General features: G+C 60.9%; 13 protein-coding genes. 7 read left to right on the forward strand and 6 right to left on the reverse strand.

The window, feature by feature from the left end; all coding sequences use genetic code 11:
- Positions 1 to 9 precede the first annotated feature (9 nt).
- The 5 genes from bacA to galE all read right to left on the reverse strand — a co-directional run bounded on the left by bacA (position 10) and on the right by galE (position 5204).
- Complete coding sequence (gene bacA, locus AB5Y73_RS12775) at positions 10 to 825, reverse strand: undecaprenyl-diphosphate phosphatase (RefSeq protein WP_107683300.1); 816 nt, start codon at positions 823 to 825, stop codon at positions 10 to 12.
- 115 nt (positions 826 to 940) lie between these two features.
- Positions 941 to 1930 (reverse strand): galactose-1-epimerase, encoded by a 990-nt coding sequence (galM, locus tag AB5Y73_RS12780; protein ID WP_107683301.1) that lies wholly within the window; start codon positions 1928 to 1930, stop codon positions 941 to 943.
- A complete protein-coding gene (galK, locus tag AB5Y73_RS12785; protein WP_107683302.1) occupies positions 1927 to 3075 on the reverse strand; it encodes a galactokinase in 1149 nt (382 codons plus the stop codon). The genes galM and galK overlap by 4 nt, the downstream gene beginning before the upstream one ends.
- Positions 3072 to 4130 carry a UDP-glucose--hexose-1-phosphate uridylyltransferase gene (locus AB5Y73_RS12790; RefSeq protein WP_107683303.1) on the reverse strand — a complete coding sequence of 353 codons (1059 nt, stop codon included), beginning with the start codon at positions 4128 to 4130 and terminating at the stop codon, positions 3072 to 3074. Before AB5Y73_RS12790 ends, galK begins: the two co-directional genes overlap by 4 nt.
- A 60-nt stretch (positions 4131 to 4190) precedes the next feature.
- Entirely contained in the window at positions 4191 to 5204 is a 1014-nt protein-coding gene (gene galE / locus AB5Y73_RS12795) for a UDP-glucose 4-epimerase GalE (protein WP_107683304.1), read from the reverse strand.
- A 201-nt stretch (positions 5205 to 5405) separates the two neighbouring features.
- On the opposite strand from galE, the gene AB5Y73_RS12800 reads away from it, so the two are divergent.
- The 6 genes from AB5Y73_RS12800 to AB5Y73_RS12825 all read left to right on the forward strand — a co-directional run bounded on the left by AB5Y73_RS12800 (position 5406) and on the right by AB5Y73_RS12825 (position 15302).
- On the forward strand, positions 5406 to 6413 hold the full coding sequence (locus tag AB5Y73_RS12800; RefSeq protein WP_041915397.1) for a substrate-binding domain-containing protein: 1008 nt from the start codon (positions 5406 to 5408) through the stop codon (positions 6411 to 6413).
- Between the two features lie 189 nt (positions 6414 to 6602).
- Positions 6603 to 9653, forward strand: coding sequence for a beta-galactosidase (locus tag AB5Y73_RS12805; protein ID WP_107683305.1), 3051 nt, complete (start codon positions 6603 to 6605; stop codon positions 9651 to 9653).
- A gap of 276 nt (positions 9654 to 9929) precedes the next feature.
- Positions 9930 to 10916, forward strand: a complete 987-nt coding sequence (gene mglB, locus AB5Y73_RS12810; protein WP_005340747.1) for a galactose/glucose ABC transporter substrate-binding protein MglB — start codon at positions 9930 to 9932, stop codon at positions 10914 to 10916.
- Positions 10917 to 10969: 53 nt separating this feature from the next.
- Complete coding sequence (gene mglA, locus AB5Y73_RS12815) at positions 10970 to 12490, forward strand: galactose/methyl galactoside ABC transporter ATP-binding protein MglA (protein WP_041234376.1); 1521 nt, start codon at positions 10970 to 10972, stop codon at positions 12488 to 12490.
- Positions 12491 to 12506: 16 nt separating this feature from the next.
- Positions 12507 to 13517 carry a galactose/methyl galactoside ABC transporter permease MglC gene (mglC, locus tag AB5Y73_RS12820; protein ID WP_005342585.1) on the forward strand — a complete coding sequence of 337 codons (1011 nt, stop codon included), beginning with the start codon at positions 12507 to 12509 and terminating at the stop codon, positions 13515 to 13517.
- Positions 13518 to 13568: 51 nt separating this feature from the next.
- Positions 13569 to 15302: a methyl-accepting chemotaxis protein gene (locus AB5Y73_RS12825; protein ID WP_118854444.1), complete on the forward strand. Its 1734-nt coding sequence runs from the start codon at positions 13569 to 13571 to the stop codon at positions 15300 to 15302.
- Positions 15303 to 15369: 67 nt separating this feature from the next.
- On the opposite strand, the gene trmA is transcribed toward AB5Y73_RS12825, so the two are convergent.
- Positions 15370 to 16503, reverse strand: a complete 1134-nt coding sequence (trmA, locus tag AB5Y73_RS12830) for a tRNA (uridine(54)-C5)-methyltransferase TrmA (RefSeq protein WP_042081769.1) — start codon at positions 16501 to 16503, stop codon at positions 15370 to 15372.
- Positions 16504 to 16673: 170 nt separating this feature from the next.
- Here trmA and AB5Y73_RS12835 point away from each other — a divergent pair, with 170 nt between their 5' ends.
- Positions 16674 to 17816 (forward strand): DUF5610 domain-containing protein, encoded by a 1143-nt coding sequence (locus AB5Y73_RS12835; protein WP_107683307.1) that lies wholly within the window; start codon positions 16674 to 16676, stop codon positions 17814 to 17816.
- Positions 17817 to 17863: the final 47 nt, after the last annotated feature.

The raw sequence follows: 17863 nt of genomic DNA on the forward strand, positions 1-17863 counted from the left end.
GGCTGTCGGTCAGGCGACAAACACCAGATAGACGGCGAATGCCACGATAAAGCGGTAGATGGCGAACGGGATGAAGTCGATGCGGCGGATCAATGTCAGGAAGGTCTTGATCGCAAACATCGCTACCACGAAGGCGGTGATAAAGCCCACTGCAAACATCGGGAAGTCGGCCATCGAGAGGAAATCGCGGCTCTTGTAGAGATCAAGCCCGCTGGCCGCCACCATCATGGGCACTGCCATGATGAAAGAGAACTCGGCGGCGGCGTGACGGCTGATCCCCATCAACATGCCACCACTGATGGTGGCGCCGGAGCGGGAGAAGCCGGGCCACAGGGCCAGACACTGGAACAGACCGATGCCGAACGCCTGCTTGTAGCTGATGTCATCCAGGGTTTCAGCTGTGACGGCCGGGCGGAACTTCTCGGCGATGATCAGCAGGATGCCGCCCGCAACCAGCGCGTACATGACGGTCTGCGGACCAAACAGGTTGGCCTTGATCCAGCTGTGGATGGCCAGACCGACCACGATGGCGGGCATCATGCCGAGGATGATGTGGATCAGCGACAGGGTGGCGTGATCCCGGGACGGCTTCTGGCCGAAGTGGATGCCAATCAGGCCAAACAGGCGGCGCCAGAAGACGGCGACCACGGCGAGGATGGAGCCAAGCTGGATCACCACTTCGAAAGTGGCAGCCTTGGGCCCTTCAAAGCCCAGCAGATGGCCGACAATAATCATGTGGCCGGTGGAGGAGACGGGGAGGAACTCGGTCAGTCCCTCGACGACGCCCAGAATAAAGGCGACCAGCAGGCTATAGGTGTCAGTCATCGAACAAACAATCCTTAACTTCGTTGATGTAAAAACGCCCCGAGAGGGTCTCGGGGCGGCTTATCTTGCTCGATAGTGAATGCTGAGGCTATGTAAAAATCATGAATTCTTTAAGTTAGTCGCGGATAAAGCGGTAGCGGGTCTGGTGGTGATAACGCTCGCCCGGCAGCAGCCAGGGGTTGCCCAGCTCGGGGCGATTGGGGCTGTCTGGCAGCTGTTGCGCCTCAAGACAAAAGCCGTCGTGATCCCGGTGCGACAGGCCGCTGCGGTTCGGGGTATTGGCCAGCCAGTTGCCGCTGTAGAACTGCAGAGAAGGCTGGTTGGTATAGACCTCCATCGCCAGCTGCCTGTCACCTGATACCACGCGAGCAGCCCACTCTTGCGTTGGGCCGTTGAGCACAAAGGCATGATCGTACCCCTTGGCCTGTTGCTGCTGGGGATGGCTCAGCCAATCCTGTCCGACAAGGCGCTCGTGGCGCAGATCGAACGGCCCCTCCACCGGAGTGATGGCGATCGGCAAACCGCTCGGGTCGGTCGGCAGGAAGTGGTCGGCATTGATGCTGATGAGGTGGTCACGGACATCGCCGCCGTCGGGGTTGTCATCGAGATTGAAGTAGGCGTGGCTGGTGAGGCTGACCGGGGTCGCTGCATCTGTGCTGGCCACAAAATCGACCACCAGATCGCTCTGCTCAAGCCGATACTCCAGGGTTACCCGCAGATTGCCGGGAAAGCCCTGATCTCCCGCTCGGGATAGCAACACCAGCTTGACCCGATCCGCTTCCAGCTCCTTGATCTGCCACCGCTGGCGATGAAAGCCCGCCTGCCCGCCATGCAGACAGTTGGGGGCCTGATTGGCATTCAGCGGCCAGCGCTGTCCATCACGCACCAGCTCGGCACCGCCGATGCGGTTGGCGAAACGCCCGGCCACCGCACCCAGCCACACCTGCTGGGTGGGATAGGCGTCGTCGGCACAACCCAGCAGCACTTCGCGCCGTTTGCCCGCCACCGGCAGGATGAGGGAGGTGAGGGTGGCGCCGAAGTCGAGGCCGCGCAGGCGCAGCCCCTCTTCATTTTCCAGCTCGAACGGGGTCATGGCGCTGCTCATAGCTTGCCTGCACCGGCGCTGGCAGAGCAGACGTAGCAGTTGGCCTTGAGGCCCGAGATGGCCGGATACTCCGCCTCGACGGCGGCAATCACCTCGGCCACTTTCTCCGGGCGCAGCAGGGCGACCACGCAGCCGCCGAAGCCGCCACCGGTCATCCGCACGCCACCATCTGTGCCGATCCTGGCCTTGATGATCTCCACCAGACCGTCGATGGCGGGCACTGTGATCTCGAAGTCATCGCGCATGGCGGCGTGCGACTGGGCCATCAGCTCGCCGAGACGGGTCAGATCGTGGCTCGCCAGTGCATCGGCGGCCGCCAGAGTGCGGGCATTTTCCCCAACGATGTGGCGGGCACGACGATAGCAAGCATCATCCAGCCCGGCCTTGCGCGCTTCCAGTCCGGCCAGATCAAGGTCGCGCAGCGCCTTGACTCCGTAGTGACGGGCGGCCGCTTCGCACTGCTGGCGACGGGTGTTGTATTCGCTGTCCACCAGACCGCGGCGCACATTGGAGTTGACGATCAGCACCGCCAGATCCGCCGGCATGGGGATGAGGCGGGTCTCCAGCGAGCGGCAGTCGAGCAGCAGGGCATGATCCGTTTTGCCGCTGGCGGAGATCATCTGATCCATGATGCCGCAGTTGCAGCCGACGAACTTGTTCTCCGCCTGCTGGCCGTTGAGGGCGATCTCGGCCTGGCTGATGTCGAGCCTCAGCGCCTCTTTGAATGCCTGACCGATGGCTACTTCCAGCGAGGCGGAGGAGGAGAGCCCCGCCCCCTGCGGCACGTTGCCGGAGACCACCAGATCGAGGCCGCGCAGAGCATGGCCGCGCTCCTGCAGATACTTCACCACGCCGCGGATGTAGTCGCTCCAGCGTTGGCTGGGGTGGTGCTCGATGGGCTGGTCGAGGTCGAACTGGTCGCGCTGGTTGTCGTAGTCGGCGGCGATCACCTGCACTTGTCGGTCATCGCGCAGGCCGATGGCGACGCAGGTCTCGTAGTCGATGGCGCAGGGCAGCACGAAGCCGTCGTTGTAGTCGGTATGTTCACCGATGAGGTTGACGCGGCCGGGGGCGCGCACCAGCAGATCGGGCGCTTTGGCAAATTGCTCGGCAAAAACGGTGCTGACGCGTTGGCTGGGGGTCATTGGGCCTCCTCATTGGTGTGGGTGGTTTGGGTGTAGTGAACGGGGCTCAGGGCACGCAGCCGCTCGGCAGCCTGCTCGGGGGTAAGGTCACGCTGGGTTTCGGCCAGCATCTCGAAGCCCACCATAAATTTGCGCACGGTGGCGGAGCGCAGCAGTGGCGGATAGAAGTGGGCGTGCAGTTGCCACGCCTCGGGGCAATCCGATTTGGGCGGGGCAAAGTGCCAGCCCATGGAGTAGGGGAAGCTGCACTCGAACAGGTTGTCGTAACGGCTGGTGAGCTCCTTGAGCGCTACCGCCAGATCCTGTTGCTGGGCCTGGGTCATATTGAGCATGGAGGGGACGTGCGCCTTGGGCAGCAGCAGGGTTTCGAACGGCCAGGCGGCCCAGAAGGGGACCACGGCAAGCCAGTGTTCGGTATCTACCACGATGCGCGAGCGATCCGCCAGCTCCCGCTCCACATACTCCAGCAGCATGGGGCGGCCATGCTCGGCCAGCCAGTCACGCTGGTGCTGCTCTTCGCGGGCGATCTCGTTGGGCAGGAAATCGCTGCCCCAGATCTGGCCGTGGGGGTGCGGGTTGGAGCAGCCCATAACGGCCCCTTTGTTTTCAAATACCTGCACCCACTCCCACTGGGCCGACAACTCGGCGACCTGATCCCTCCAGGTGGTGATCACCCCTTCGATGGCGAGCAACGGCAGCTCGGGCAGGGTCTTGCCGTGATCCGGCGAGAAGCAGATCACCCGGCTGGTGCCGCGGGCGGCTTCCAGCTTCAGCAGGGGATCGCTGGCGCTATTGGCGGCCGGGGTATCCTGCATCAGGGCGGCGAAGTCGTTGGTAAAAACGAAGGTGCCCTTGTAGTCGGGGTTGATGTCGCCGGTGACCCGGGTGTTGCCCGCGCAGAGGAAACAGTCGGGATCGTGGGCCTGTTTGGGGGCCTGACTCACCTTCTCCACCTGTCCCTGCCAGGGGCGTTTGGCCCGATGGGGGGAGACCAGCACATACTGGCCGGTCAGCGGGTTGAAGCGGCGATGGGGATGATCGACGGGGTTGAACATCATCTCTCCTGAATAAGGTATTGAAAAATAGGGTCGTCTATTAACAGGGAGCAGGCAGGCCTACTCCTCGTAACCGTTCGGATTGGCGGATTGCCAGCGCCAGCTGTCGGCGCACATGGCGTCGATGTTGCGGGTCGCCTGCCAGCCCAGTTCACGCTGCGCCTTGGCCGGATCGGCCCAGCAGGCGGCGATATCGCCCGGGCGACGCGGCTCGATGCGAAATGGCAGCGGCTTGCCACAGGCAGCAGAGAAAGCGGCGACCAGCTGCAACACGCTCTGGCCCTGGCCGGTGCCCAGGTTGTAGGTGTGCACGCCACCCTTGCCGGCGCAGTGTTGCAGCGCCTTGACGTGCCCTTCGGCGAGATCCATTACATGGATGTAGTCGCGCACGCCGGTGCCGTCCGGGGTGGGGTAATCGTTTCCAAAGACTGACAGGCAGTCGCGACGGCCGATGGCCACTTGGGTGATATAGGGCATCAGGTTGTTGGGGATCCCTTGCGGGTCTTCACCCATGGTGCCCGATTCGTGGGCGCCGACCGGATTGAAGTAGCGCAGCAGGGTCATGCTCCAGTGGGGCTCGGCCAGCTGCAGATCCTCGAGGATCTCCTCGATGATCAGCTTGGAGCGCCCGTAGGGGTTGGTGGCGCTGCGGGGGAAATCCTCGCGGATCGGCAGGCTGGCGGGATCGCCATAGACGGTGGCCGAGGAGCTGAACACCAGATTGTGCACGCCAGCCCGTTTCATCGCCTGCAGCAGGGTGAGGGTGCCGCCGAGGTTATTCTCGTAGTAATCCAGTGGAATGCGGGTCGATTCACCGACCGCTTTCAGGGCGGCAAAGTGGATCACAGCATCGATCTGCTGTTCGGCAAAGATCCGCTCCAGCAGGGCTGCATCACGAATATCCCCTTGATAGAACAGGGGTTGCTGGCCGCTGATAGCCGCGACTCGAGTCAATACGCTGCGCTTGCTGTTGCAGAGGTTGTCGACCACCACGGGATTCATACCTGCCGCTTGCAGGGCCAGACAGGTGTGGCTGCCAATATATCCGCAGCCGCCGGTGACCAGAACGTTCATCTTGCTCTCCACTGAAAAGTGTCTGGAAGGAGTCTAGCCGAGGGTGTGGCGACCAAACTGTGAGCTTGCTTGCAAAATGGTGTAAACGATTACACTGTTTTTGTGATTATCCTGACAGCAGATATTTATTTCACCCCTGTTTTCAATGGGTTTGCTGGGTATAATGGCGCTCTATTGCACAGTGAAAGAAGTGAAAACAGCATGAGCACCATCAAGGATGTCGCCCGTTTGGCCAATGTGTCGGTGGCAACGGTTTCACGGGTGATGAACAACTCCCCCAAGGCCAGCGCCGCGTCTCGCGAAGTGGTGCAGAAGGCCATGGCCGAACTGGGCTACACCCCCAACGCCAACGCGCGGGCTCTGGTCAGCCAGACCTGTGACACCATGGGCGTCGTGGTCGGTGACGTGGCGGATCCCTTCTTCGGTGCACTGGTGAAGGGGGTCTCCGGCATCGCCGTCGAGCAGAACCTTCACCTGCTGATGGGTAACGGTTTTCACAAGGCGCGTCAGGAGCGTGAAGCGATCGAGCTGCTGATCGGCAAGCGTTGCGAGGCGCTGGTGGTGCACAGCAAGGCGCTGAGCGACGAAGAGCTTTACGATTACGCCATGCGGGTGCCCGGCATGGTGCTGATCAACCGCGATATTCCGGCCCTCAAGGGGCGCTGCATCGCCCTCAACAACCGGCTGGGTGCGGCTACGGCGACTCGCCACCTGATCGAACTGGGTCACCGCCATATCGCCTTTATCAGCTCGGATCACGCCATCGAGGATGCCACCTTGCGTCTGCAAGGCTATCAGGATGGATTGATGGAAGCCGGTCTGGCAGCCGATCCCGAGCTTATCGAGAGTGGCACCCCGAACGAGGAGGGGGGGGAGCGTGCCATGCTCAACCTGCTGGCCAAGGGGCTCAAGGTGACCGCCGTGGTGGCCTATAACGATGCCATGGCGGCGGGCGCCATCTCAGTGCTGGCGGACAACGGCCTGCGAGTGCCGGAGGAGGTCTCGGTAGTGGGCTTCGATGACATCATCTATGCCAGATACCTGAGGCCCAAGCTCTCCACCATGCGCTATCCCATCGAGCTGATGGCGGCCCAGGCGGCCAAGCTGGCCATTCAGCTGGCGGCGGGGGAGAGTGACGCGACCCAGAGCAGGATCTATACCCCCACCCTGATCAATCGCCACTCGGTGGCACCGGTTCGGGCCGGATAGCCCCCTTTTGCGGCCCTGTTCAGGGCCGTTTCTTGCACAGTTATTGTTTTACCTATTTTTAATCATTTTTACTCCGCTTTACTTAACAAAATTGGTGTAATCGTTTACATCTGTGTGAGCGAGATCGCCGTTCCCTGCGTCATACTTCTCTAGACTGAATACGTTTTCCAATCAGCAGGGAGAGAGTGAATGCTCAGGGAGATAGTGGCGCGTCAGGATTGGCAGACTCAGGCCATTACGTCGGTAAACCGGCTGGCAGCCCATACCCCCATGTTCAGCTGGCGCAGCGAAACGGATGCCAGGGGTGATCTGGCCTCTTCCTCCCGTCTCTTGCTCGATGGCGAGTGGCGCTTCTCCTTCTTTGCCGCTCCCGAATTGGTGCCCGAGAGCTGGCTGGCGAAGGATCTGGTGGATGCCTGCCCCATTACAGTGCCGGGCAACTGGCAGCTGGATGCCACCTATCCGGCTGCGCGGCCGCTCACCGATGGCCCCATCTACACCAATATCAAGTACCCCTTTCCTTGCGATCCGCCGCGAGTGCCAGCAGAGAACCCCACCGGTTGCTACTCACGCGAGTTCGAACTGTCCGCCGACTGGCTGGCCAGCGGTCAGAGCCGAATCATCTTCGACGGGGTGAGTAGCGCCTTCCACCTCTTCTGCAACGGCCGCTGGGTCGGTTACTCTCAGGACAGCCGCCTGCCCGCCGAATTCGATCTGACCCCATATCTGCAGAGCGGTCGCAACCGGCTGGCGGTGCTGGTGCTGCGCTGGTCCGACGGCTCCTATCTGGAAGATCAGGATATGTGGTGGCTGTCGGGGATCTTCCGCTCCGTCACCTTGCTGCACAAACCGACCCGCCATCTGATGGATATGCGGGTGACGCCTGAACTGGATGCCTGCTATCGGGATGGCCGTCTCAAGATTGCCCTGCAAGTGGCCAATGGGGCCGGTCTGTCGGTGGAGGCCAATCTATATGACGGTGGCGAGCGGGTCGCGACCCTGCGCCAGCCGATCGGCACCCAAGCCATTGATGAAAAAGGGGCGTATGACGATCGCGCCGAGCTGTGGATCGATGTGGCTGCGCCGCGCAAGTGGAGCGCCGAGACGCCCCATCTCTATCGTCTGACCCTGACCTTGCTGGACGAGCAGGGCCAGGCCATCGAGAGCGAAGCGTGCGATGTGGGCTTTAGGGTGGTGGAGATCCGTGGTGGCCTGCTGCGGGTCAACGGTCAGCCGCTGCTTATTCGTGGTGCCAACCGTCATGAACACCATCCCGCCAAGGGTTATGCCATCGATCGCGCCACCATGGATCGGGATCTGCTGCTGATGAAGCGGCACAACTTCAATGCGGTGCGCTGCTCCCACTATCCCAACCACCCCGACTTCTATCGCCTGTGCGATCGACTCGGTCTCTATGTGGTGGATGAAGCGAATCTGGAGACCCACGGCATGACCCCCATGGGGCGGCTGGCGCAGGATCCCGCCTGGAGCAACGCCTTTCTGGAGCGGGCGACCCGCATGGTGGCACGGGATTTCAACCACCCCTCCATCATCATCTGGTCGCTCGGCAACGAGTCGGGTTACGGCCCTGCCCACGATGCCATGTATGGCTGGATTAAGCGCAGCGACCCGAGCCGTCCGGTGCAGTATGAGGGGGGCGGGGCCGATACCCCGGCCACCGACATCATCTGCCCCATGTATGCCAGAACCCATCAGGATCAACCCTTCCCGGCGGTGCCCAAGTGGGCGCTGGCCAAGTGGATCGGCCTGCCCGGCGAGAGCCGACCGCTGATCCTCTGCGAGTACGCCCACGCCATGGGCAACAGTCTGGGGGGCTACGCCCACTACTGGCAGGCGTTTCGCGATCATCCACGTCTGCAAGGCGGCTTTGTCTGGGATTGGGTCGATCAGGGGCTCGACAAATACACCGCTGATGGCCGCCACTACTGGGGCTATGGTGGCGACTTCGGTGATGTGCAAAACGATCGCCAGTTCTGCTGCAACGGTCTGCTGTTCCCGGATCGCACCCCCCATCCCACCCTGTTCGAGGCAAAACGTGCCCAGCAGCCGTTCCGCTTCACCCTGCTCGAGCACACCCCGCTGCGGGTACGGATCGAGAGCGAATACCTGTTTCGGGAAACCGACAACGAGCGGCTTTGCTGGCAGCTGTGCGAGAACGGCCATGTGCAGCAGCAGGGGGAGTTCTCCCTTGAGCTGGCGCCACAGGGGGTGGTCGAGTTGACCCTGAGCGAGGCGTTGCCCCCCTTTGCGGCAGGCTCACTGGCCTGGCTCGATCTTGCCATCGTTCAGCCACAGGCCACCCTCTGGTCGCAGGCGGATCACAAGGTCGCCCGTCAGCAGTTCACCCTGCCGACCCCCCTTGCTTTGCCTGCGCCGGTCGCGGCCGCCACCCTGAGCGAGCAGCCGGATGGCTGGCGGATCACCGCCGCAAGCAGCCAGTGGTGGCTCGACAAGCAGAGCGGCCGTATCACCAGTTGGCAAAAATCGGGGCAGGAGCAGCTGCTGGCGCCGATCATGGATCACTTCTACCGGGCGCCGCTCGACAACGACATCGGCACCAGCGAAGCGGATCACGCCGACCCCAACTCCTGGATTGCCCGCTGGCAGGCGTGTGGTCTCGGTCAGTGGCAGCACCGCTGTCTGGGGATCGCGGTCGCCGGAGGGGATATCCGGGTCAGTCATGGCTACTTCCACCACGATGAGCTGCTGCTGGTGAGTCACTGGCATCACAGCTTTACCGACGATGGCGCCATGAGCCTCGAGATAGAGACCGAGCTGGCGCAGGCGCTGCCGCGGATTGGCCTGCTGCTTCATCTGGCCGAGGTGCCAGCGCGAGCCGAATGGCTGGGGCGTGGGCCGCACGAAAACTATCCGGATCGCCTGCTGGGCGCCGATCTGGGGCGCTGGAGTTTGCCGCTGGAGGCCATGCACACCCCTTATGTTTTCCCGAGTGACAACGGCTTGCGCTGCGATACCCGCCAGTTGCAGCTGGGCAGCACGACGGTGAGCGGCACCTTCCATTTCAGTGCTAGCCGCTTCAGTCAGCAACAGCTGGCCGCTGCTCGTCACCAGAGCGATCTGGTGGCCGAAGAGGGGCTGTGGGTCTGCCTCGATGGCGCCCATATGGGGGTGGGCGGGGATGACTCCTGGAGCCAGAGCGTGCGTCCCGAGTATCAACTGCTCGAGCGTCGTTACCGTTGGGGCTGCACTCTCCGTTAAGCCAGCTATGGAGGCGACTGTCGAGCCAGTGCGCCATTTTGACAACAGACCAGTAACGACTAGCCTCAATGCTGTGGGAAAGATTGAGTCTCAAATCTGATTTTTATTTATATGTATTTGAAAAATAAATATAAAGTTTCAATGTAACAGAGTGTAAACGTTTTCATTTTGTCGTCATGATCACAGAAGAAATGACAACAAACTGATTACATTGATTGGCGTTTGCTCAATTGCTCGCCACCCTACAACACAGATAGACACATCGGAGCACACATAATGAAAAAACTGACCACTGTTGCCGCCCTGCTGATGGGCATGATGGCTGGAGCCAATGCCCAGGCTGACACCCGTATCGGGGTAACCGTCTACAAATACGACGACAACTTCATGGCGGTCGTGCGTAAGGCCATCGAGAAGGAGGCGGCAGCCACTCCGGGGGTGGAACTGCTGATGAACGACTCCCAGAACGACCAGTCCAAGCAGAACGACCAGATCGATGTGCTGCTGGCCAAAGGGGTGAAGGCGCTGGCCATCAACCTAGTTGACCCCGCTGCGGCCCCGGTGGTGATTGAGAAAGCCCGTGGCGAAGATATCCCGGTGGTCTTCTACAACAAGGAGCCGAGCGCTACCGACCTGGCCAGCTACGACAAGGCCTACTACGTGGGGACCGACTCCAAGGAGTCAGGGATCATCCAGGGTCAGCTGATTGCCAAACACTGGAAAGCCCATCCGGAGTGGGATCTGAACAAGGATGGCGTGATCCAGTTCGTGTTGCTGAAAGGGGAGCCGGGCCACCCGGATGCCGAAGCGCGCACCTCCTACGTGGTCAAGACCCTGAACGATGGCGGCGTCAAGACCGAGCAACTGCACATGGATACCGGTATGTGGGATACCGCTATGGCGAAAGACAAGATGGACGCCTGGATCTCCGGCCCCAACGCCAACAAGATCGAAGTGGTCATCGCCAACAACGACGGCATGGCAATGGGTGCAGTCGAGTCACTGAAAGCCCAGGGCAAGACTGCCATTCCGGTATTCGGCGTCGATGCGCTGCCGGAAGCGCTGGCCATGGTCAAGAGCGGTGCCATGGCGGGTACCGTGCTGAACGATGCGGCCAACCAGGCCAAGGCCACCTTCGAGCTGACCAAGAACCTGGCTGAAGGCAAACCGGCCGGTGAAGGCACCAAGTGGAATATCGTCGACAAGGTAGTGCGTGTTGCCTACGTCGGTGTGGATAAAGACAACCTGTCCCAATTCGAGTAATTCCCTCCTCCAGGGCAAGGGAGATCCCCTTGCCCTTTTTTCAACCAGATGTGATGGCTGATATGACAACACAGCAACAATCAGAATGGCTGTTGGAGATGATTGACGTCAGTAAGAGCTTTCCCGGCGTCAAGGCACTCGATAATGTCAATTTACGGGTCCGTCCTCATTCTGTGCATGCGTTGATGGGCGAGAACGGAGCGGGAAAATCCACACTGCTCAAGTGCCTGTTCGGCATTTACGAGAAGGATCAGGGCAAGATCTTCTTCAAGGGGCAGGAGATCAACTTCACCTCCTCCAAAGAGGCGCTGGAAAATGGCGTCTCCATGGTGCATCAGGAGCTCAACCTGGTGCTGCAGCGTACCGTGATGGACAACATGTGGCTCGGCCGCTACCCCACCAAGGGGTGGTTTATCGACCACGGCAAGATGTATGACGACACCAAGCGCATCTTCGATGAGCTGGATATCGACATCGACCCCAAGGTGAAGGTCGCGACCCTGTCGGTCTCCCAGATGCAGATGATCGAGATCGCCAAGGCGTTCTCCTACGATGCCAAGATCGTCATCATGGACGAACCCACCTCCTCCCTGACCGAGAAAGAGGTGAACCACCTCTTCAAGATCATCAACAAGTTGAAGGAGAAGGGGTGCGGCATCGTCTACATCTCTCACAAGATGGAGGAGATCTTCCAGCTCTGTGACGAGATCACCATATTGCGGGATGGCCAGTGGGTGGCAACCCAGCCGCTCAAGGGCATGACCATGGATCAGATCATCGGGATGATGGTCGGCCGTGAACTGACCCAGCGCTTCCCGGAAAAAACCAACCAGCCGAAAGAGGTGATCCTCGAGATCGAACACCTGACGGCGAAGAACCAGCCCTCCATTCAGGATGTGACCTTCAACCTGCACAAGGGGGAGATCCTCGGCATCGCCGGACTGGTGGGGGCCAAGCGCACCGATATCGTCGAGACCCTGTTCGGTATTCGCGATCGCAGCCAAGGCAGCATCAAGCTGCACGGCAAAGAGGTGGCCAACCACAACGCTCACGAAGCGATCCGCAACGGCTTTGCGCTGGTGACGGAAGAGCGCCGCTCCACCGGTATCTACTCCCGGCTCGATATCGCCTTCAACTCCCTGATCGCCAACATGGACAGCTACAAGGGCTCCATGGGGCTGCTCAGCGACAACAAGATGAAGAGCGATACCCAGTGGGTGATCGACTCCATGCGGGTCAAGACGCCGACCCAGCAGACCCAGATCGGTTCCCTCTCCGGGGGCAACCAGCAGAAGGTGATCATCGGCCGCTGGCTGCTGACCCAGCCGGAGATCCTGATGCTCGACGAGCCCACCCGCGGCATCGACGTCGGGGCCAAGTTCGAGATCTACCAGCTCATCCTGGAGCTGGCGAAGAAGGACAAAGGGATCATCATCATCTCGTCAGAGATGCCGGAATTGCTGGGGATCACCGACCGTATCATGGTGATGAGCAATGGCCGGGTCGCCGGGATCGTCAATACCAAAGAAACTGACCAGAGCGAGATACTGCGCCTGGCATCTCTGTACCTCTAGAGACAGGAAGACATTTATGGAGTCGGCTAAAAATTTCAATCTGATGCAGGCGCTCAAGGAAAACGCCATCTATCTGGTGCTGCTGGTGCTGCTCATGGTCATCGTGATCCAGGAGCCCTCCTTCCTGAGCCTCACCAACTTCAGCAACATCCTGACCCAGTCCTCGGTGCGGGTCATCATCGCACTGGGGGTGGCGGGCATCATTATCACTCAGGGGACGGATCTCTCGGCCGGTCGTCAGGTCGGTCTGGCGGCACTCATCGCGGCAACCATGTTGCAGGCGCTGACCAACGTCAACAAGGTGTTCCCGACGCTGGGGGAGGTGCCCATTCCTGCGGTGATCCTGCTGGTGTGTGTGGTGGGGGCGCTGATTGGTCTGGTCAACGGTCTGATCGTGGCCTACCTGAACGTTACCCCGTTCATTACCACCCTGGGCACCATGATCATCGTCTACGGTATCAACTCCCTCTACTTCGACTCGGTCGGGGCTTCGCCAGTGGCTGGGTTTGACCCCCGCTTCTCCAGCTTCGCCCAGGGGTTTATCCGGATCGGCGGCTTCAAGCTCTCGTACCTCACCTTCTACGCGGCCATCGCCAGCGTCTTTGTCTGGGTGCTGTGGAACAAGACCCGCTTTGGCAAGAACATCTTCGCCATCGGCGGCAACCCGGAAGCGGCCAAGGTTTCCGGTGTCAACGTGGCGGTCAATCTGGTGATGATCTATGCGCTGGCGGGGGTCTTCTACGCCTTCGGCGGCATGCTGGAAGCGGGCCGGATCGGCAGTGCCACCAACAACCTCGGTTTCATGTACGAGCTCGACGCCATCGCGGCCTGCGTGGTGGGCGGGGTGTCGTTTGCCGGCGGGGTGGGAACTGTCGCAGGTGTGATCACCGGCGTACTTATCTTCACCCTGATCAACTATGGTTTGACCTATATCGGCGTCAGCCCTTACTGGCAGTTCATCATCAAGGGCGGCATCATCATTCTGGCGGTGGCGTTGGACTCCATGAAGTACGCCAAGAAGAAATAATGATTGGCAGGGAGGGTTGGCGTTGCCAGCCCTCTCTTCTGGAGGGAACCCATGCCATTCAAGGTCAAGATTTACCTCTTGCTGCTCCTGGCCATTCTGGTCACCATCGGCACCGCCGGACTCAGTGTGAATCACTTCATCAGTGGCTACATTCGCACTCAGGCCACCCACAACATCAACGAGCAGATCACTCTGGTCAAAGAGAAGCTGGCCAGCGACATCAATCAGAAAATCCTGTTGGCCGCCAACCTCAACTTCGGGGTGACCAACGTCAAGAAGACCCTGCAAGAGACCGGCTTTCACAACATCGTCAAGGTGATCGGCGACATGGCCTTCGACGTGAACGGGGTCATCAACGACAGCGCCAAAGTCGATGCCCTGCGCAAGCTGATCCCCGCCGCCAACAACCAGATCACCGTCAGCCCGCTGCAACAGGTGGATGGCAAGCCGGTCATCACCATTCTGGTGCCGCGCGGTGCCGATTCCGCCTATCTCTACTACCTCGACATGAGCGAGTTCAAAAGCCTGCTGGAGAAGATGAGTGGCGATGGCCGCTACTTCACGCTGGCCGACAGTCAGGGCAACAGCCTCTATGACAGCAAGCCGCAGGGGGAGAGCGAATCGCGCCCCAACCAGCTGGATATTCGCGGCAGCAGCTGGACGCTGACCGGCTACATCGACCTCGATTACATCCGGGCCATGACCCGGGCCCTCAACGGCCAGATCATCATGGCGCTGTGCGGCGTGGCGATCGTGGTGATGGTGCTGGCGATGCTGGCGCTCAACGTGGCCTATCGCCCCATCCTCTCGCTGCGGGATCTGGTGCTGGAGCTCTCCCGCGGCAGTGGCGATCTCACCCGCCGGCTGGCGGTGACTAGCAAGGATGATCTGGGCCAGATCTCGGCCGGGATAAATCGCTTTATCGAGCGGCTGCAGGAGATGATGGGGGAGGTGCGGCAGGCGAGCGGCCAGCTCAACAGTGGTATAGAAGGGCTGGCCAGCCAGACCGGCGCCGCCGAGTCCCTGCTGGCGGACCACGTGCGCGAGACCGAGCAGGTGGTGACTGCCATCAACGAGATGAGCCGCACCGCGGTCTCCGTCTCCGAGAGTGCGGCCAGCACCGCTCAGCTCACCGGCCAGAGCCAGCAGCTGGCGAGCCAGTCCCGTCAGGTAGTGGATCAGGCCATGGCCAGCGTGATGGCGCTGGTGGACGAAGTGGAAGCCACTGCTCGCTCCATCGAGGCGATGCAGCAGGATGTGCAGCAGATTGGCTCTGTGCTGGGGGTGATCGGCAGCATTGCCGAACAGACCAACCTGCTGGCCCTCAACGCCGCCATCGAGGCGGCCCGCGCTGGTGAACAGGGGCGTGGCTTTGCGGTGGTGGCAGACGAAGTGCGTTCCCTCGCGGCCCGTACCCAGCAGAGCACAGCCGAGATCCAGACCATGCTGGCCAGTTTGCAGCGGGGCACTCAAACGGTGGTGGATGCCATGGGCAACACCAAGCAGAGCTGTCAGGGGGCGGCCGAGAACACTACCAGGGTCAACGAGTCGCTGGATCTGATGGCAGGGGAAGTAGTGGAGATCAACGATCTCATCAGCCATATCGCCACGGCGGCGGAGCAGCAGAGCGCGGTGGCCGAAGAGATCAATCGCAACATGAGCGCCATCGCTGAAGTGATCCGCCAGCTGACCCACAATGGCGAAGCGACGGTCGCCAGCTCCGCGGCGATGCAGCAGACCTACGACCGGCTGCGGGAGATCGTGGGTCACTTCCGGCTGGAGTGAGGCCGGTGTTCAGTCAATAACAAAACAGGGCCATCCGGCCCTGTTGTTGTTTTCCTGTCTGCCTGAATCAACCGGCCTTGCGGCGCAGATAGACCCCGGCTTCCATGTGATGGGTCCAGGGGAACTGGTCGAACAGGGCGAAACGGGCGATTTCGTGGGTTTCGCCCAGCACGGCCATGTTGGCCTGCAGTGTCTCGGGGTTGCAGGAGATGTAGAGGATGTTGTCGTACTCCTGCACCAGCTTGACGGTGGCATCGTCCAGACCGGCGCGGGGCGGGTCGACGAAGATGGTGTTGCACTGGTAGCTCTTGAGATCGACCCCCTTGAGGCGGTTGAACTCCCGCTCGCCACGCATCGCCATGGTGAACTCCTCGGCCGACATGCGCAGGATGATCAGGTTGTCGACGCCGTTGGCGGCGATGTTGAACTGGGCGGAGTCGACGCTCGGCTTGGCGATCTCGGTGGCCAGCACCTTGCGGAAGTTCTGCGCCAGCGCGATGGAGAAGTTGCCGTTGCCGCAATAGAGCTCCAGCAGGTCCCCTTCGCTCCCCTTGGTCACATCCAGCGCCCAGGCCAGCATCTGCTCGTTGATGGCGGCGTTGGGCTGGGTGAAGCTGTTCTCCACCTGCTTGTAGATGAGCTGGCGACCCGCCACGTTGAGCTGTTCGATGACGAAGTCATCCCCCAGACAGATCTTCTGCTTGTGGGCGCGGCCAATCAATTGCAGCTCGAACCCCTTGGCGCGCAGATCGGCCTGCAGCACTTCGGCGGCTTGTTGCCATTCGGCCTCCAGCTTGCGGTGATAGAGCAGGCTGACAATGATCTGGCCGGACTGGGTGGAGAGGTAGTCAATCTGGAACAGCTTGCGGCGTAGCACAGGGTGCGGGCGCAGCCCCTCCAGCAGCAGCGGCATCAACTGGTTGATGAGGCGGCTGGCGGTGGGGAAGTGATCTATCTTGATGATCTCTTTGGTCGCCGGGGCATACATGCAGTGGAAGAGGTCATCCCCTTCGTGCCAGATGCGAAATTCGGCGCGCATCCGGTAGTACTCCGCCGGCGAGCTGTGTACTTCCAGCGCCGGGAGGGTGAAGCCGGCAAACAGCTCGGTGAGGCGAGCGCGCTTTTCGTCGAGTTGGGCCTGATAGTCGGCCGCGGTTCTGGGCGCCGGAGCGTTCGCGGAAGGCTGTTGGGACTGGGTCATAAATACCTCACATGCACACCGGCCGGGCCGGGTCGAAATCGGGGGAAGGCAACAGGCCACCCAAAGGGGCCCGATTTTAAAAGCCAGCGGCAGATTGTCCAGCATTTTGTGGTCAAGAAGTGTTCAGTCAGGCCGATAGCTGATCTACAGGCATGGTGGGAGGACACATTATGCAGATCGAAGGCGTGGGCGCAGCCCAACCCAAGGGAGTGGGTGTTTCTCCCAAATCGCCCCAACAGGCGGAGCAGAAACAGGTCAAGAGCGAGGAGGAGGTCTCCTTGCACAAGCCGCCCAAGTGGGCGCAGGTGCTGATCCAGCAGGCGTTGCAGTTCTCGCTGGAGATCAACGGCCAGGGCTATCAGGCGCCGAAGGTGAAAGAGCCTGAGGAGATCACCCCGGAGACCCTGTTCGACTTCCAGTCGGTGGCGGACAACGTGCTGCAGTTCGTGACCGGGCGGCTCGGTGCCGCGCGGGCCGATGGCAAATCTGATGACGACCTGACCGGGATGATGGAGCAGGCCCGCAAGGGGGTCGACAAGGGCTTTGACGAGGCGAAGAAGCAACTCGGCAAGTGGGCGACTGACAACGACGATATCAAAACCGGTATCGATCAGAGCTACAAGTTGATCCAGAAAGGGCTCGAGGAGTTCGAGAAGGAGTTCTTCGGCAAGGTCTCTCCGACCGACATGGGGCAGGCCGAGATGGCCAGTCGCCAGCAGGGTTATCTGGAGATCCAGACCAAGGATGGCGACAAGGTGGTGCTGCGCTTTAACGACAGCTGGCAGACCAAGTCCCAGACCAGCGAGAGCGGCAGCCAGTTCAGCCTCAAATCGAGCCAGAGCTTCAGCTTCTCGCTGGAGGGAGATCTCAGCAGCGACGAGATGGAGTCCATCGGTAAGCTGGTCAAGGGGATCGACGAGCTGGCGGGGAGCTTCTTCTCCGGCAATTTCGAGGATCTGCTGGACAAGGCGGGCGAGCTGAAACTGGATGACAGCCAGCTGGCCTCCTACTCCCTCAAGCTCAAGCAGAGCGTCAAGCTGAGCCAGACCTATCAGGGGGCGCACTCCCTGCAGGATCTGATCAAGCCGTTTGCAGACTACCTGCCCAAGCTGGATCAGGTGCAGAAACAGGCGGATACCCTGCTGCCACCATCCCAGCAACAGGCGCTGACCCCGGCCGTGCTGGCCGCGAGAGGAGAAGAGGAACCGGCGCAGGTCGATCGCTTCACCAGCTTCAACCAGCGGATGCTAGAGGCGCTGCGGATGATCAACCAGTTCCAGCCCTCCACCGAGCCCGCCAGTAAGAACGCCTGAGCCACAGCGCGTAACGCAAGTAATGACCTGCCGTTTGCCAGCCCTTC

Source organism: Aeromonas sp. s7(2024) (assembly GCF_040907825.1).
Taxonomy (GTDB): domain Bacteria; phylum Pseudomonadota; class Gammaproteobacteria; order Enterobacterales; family Aeromonadaceae; genus Aeromonas; species Aeromonas veronii.

Excerpts from the sequence above, each read along its gene's own strand:
- mglB (WP_005340747.1), top strand. The coding sequence starts at position 9,930 with ATGAAAAAACTGACCACTGTTGCCGCCCTGCTGATGGGCATGATGGCT.
- AB5Y73_RS12790 (WP_107683303.1), bottom strand. The coding sequence starts at position 4,130 with ATGTTCAACCCCGTCGATCATCCCCATCGCCGCTTCAACCCGCTGACC.
- trmA (WP_042081769.1), bottom strand. The coding sequence starts at position 16,503 with ATGACCCAGTCCCAACAGCCTTCCGCGAACGCTCCGGCGCCCAGAACC.
- AB5Y73_RS12805 (WP_107683305.1), top strand. The coding sequence starts at position 6,603 with ATGCTCAGGGAGATAGTGGCGCGTCAGGATTGGCAGACTCAGGCCATT.
- galK (WP_107683302.1), bottom strand. The coding sequence starts at position 3,075 with ATGACCCCCAGCCAACGCGTCAGCACCGTTTTTGCCGAGCAATTTGCC.
- galE (WP_107683304.1), bottom strand. The coding sequence starts at position 5,204 with ATGAACGTTCTGGTCACCGGCGGCTGCGGATATATTGGCAGCCACACC.
- AB5Y73_RS12825 (WP_118854444.1), top strand. The coding sequence starts at position 13,569 with ATGCCATTCAAGGTCAAGATTTACCTCTTGCTGCTCCTGGCCATTCTG.
- mglC (WP_005342585.1), top strand. The coding sequence starts at position 12,507 with ATGGAGTCGGCTAAAAATTTCAATCTGATGCAGGCGCTCAAGGAAAAC.
- AB5Y73_RS12800 (WP_041915397.1), top strand. The coding sequence starts at position 5,406 with ATGAGCACCATCAAGGATGTCGCCCGTTTGGCCAATGTGTCGGTGGCA.
- AB5Y73_RS12835 (WP_107683307.1), top strand. The coding sequence starts at position 16,674 with ATGCAGATCGAAGGCGTGGGCGCAGCCCAACCCAAGGGAGTGGGTGTT.
- bacA (WP_107683300.1), bottom strand. The coding sequence starts at position 825 with ATGACTGACACCTATAGCCTGCTGGTCGCCTTTATTCTGGGCGTCGTC.
- galM (WP_107683301.1), bottom strand. The coding sequence starts at position 1,930 with ATGAGCAGCGCCATGACCCCGTTCGAGCTGGAAAATGAAGAGGGGCTG.
- mglA (WP_041234376.1), top strand. The coding sequence starts at position 10,970 with ATGGCTGATATGACAACACAGCAACAATCAGAATGGCTGTTGGAGATG.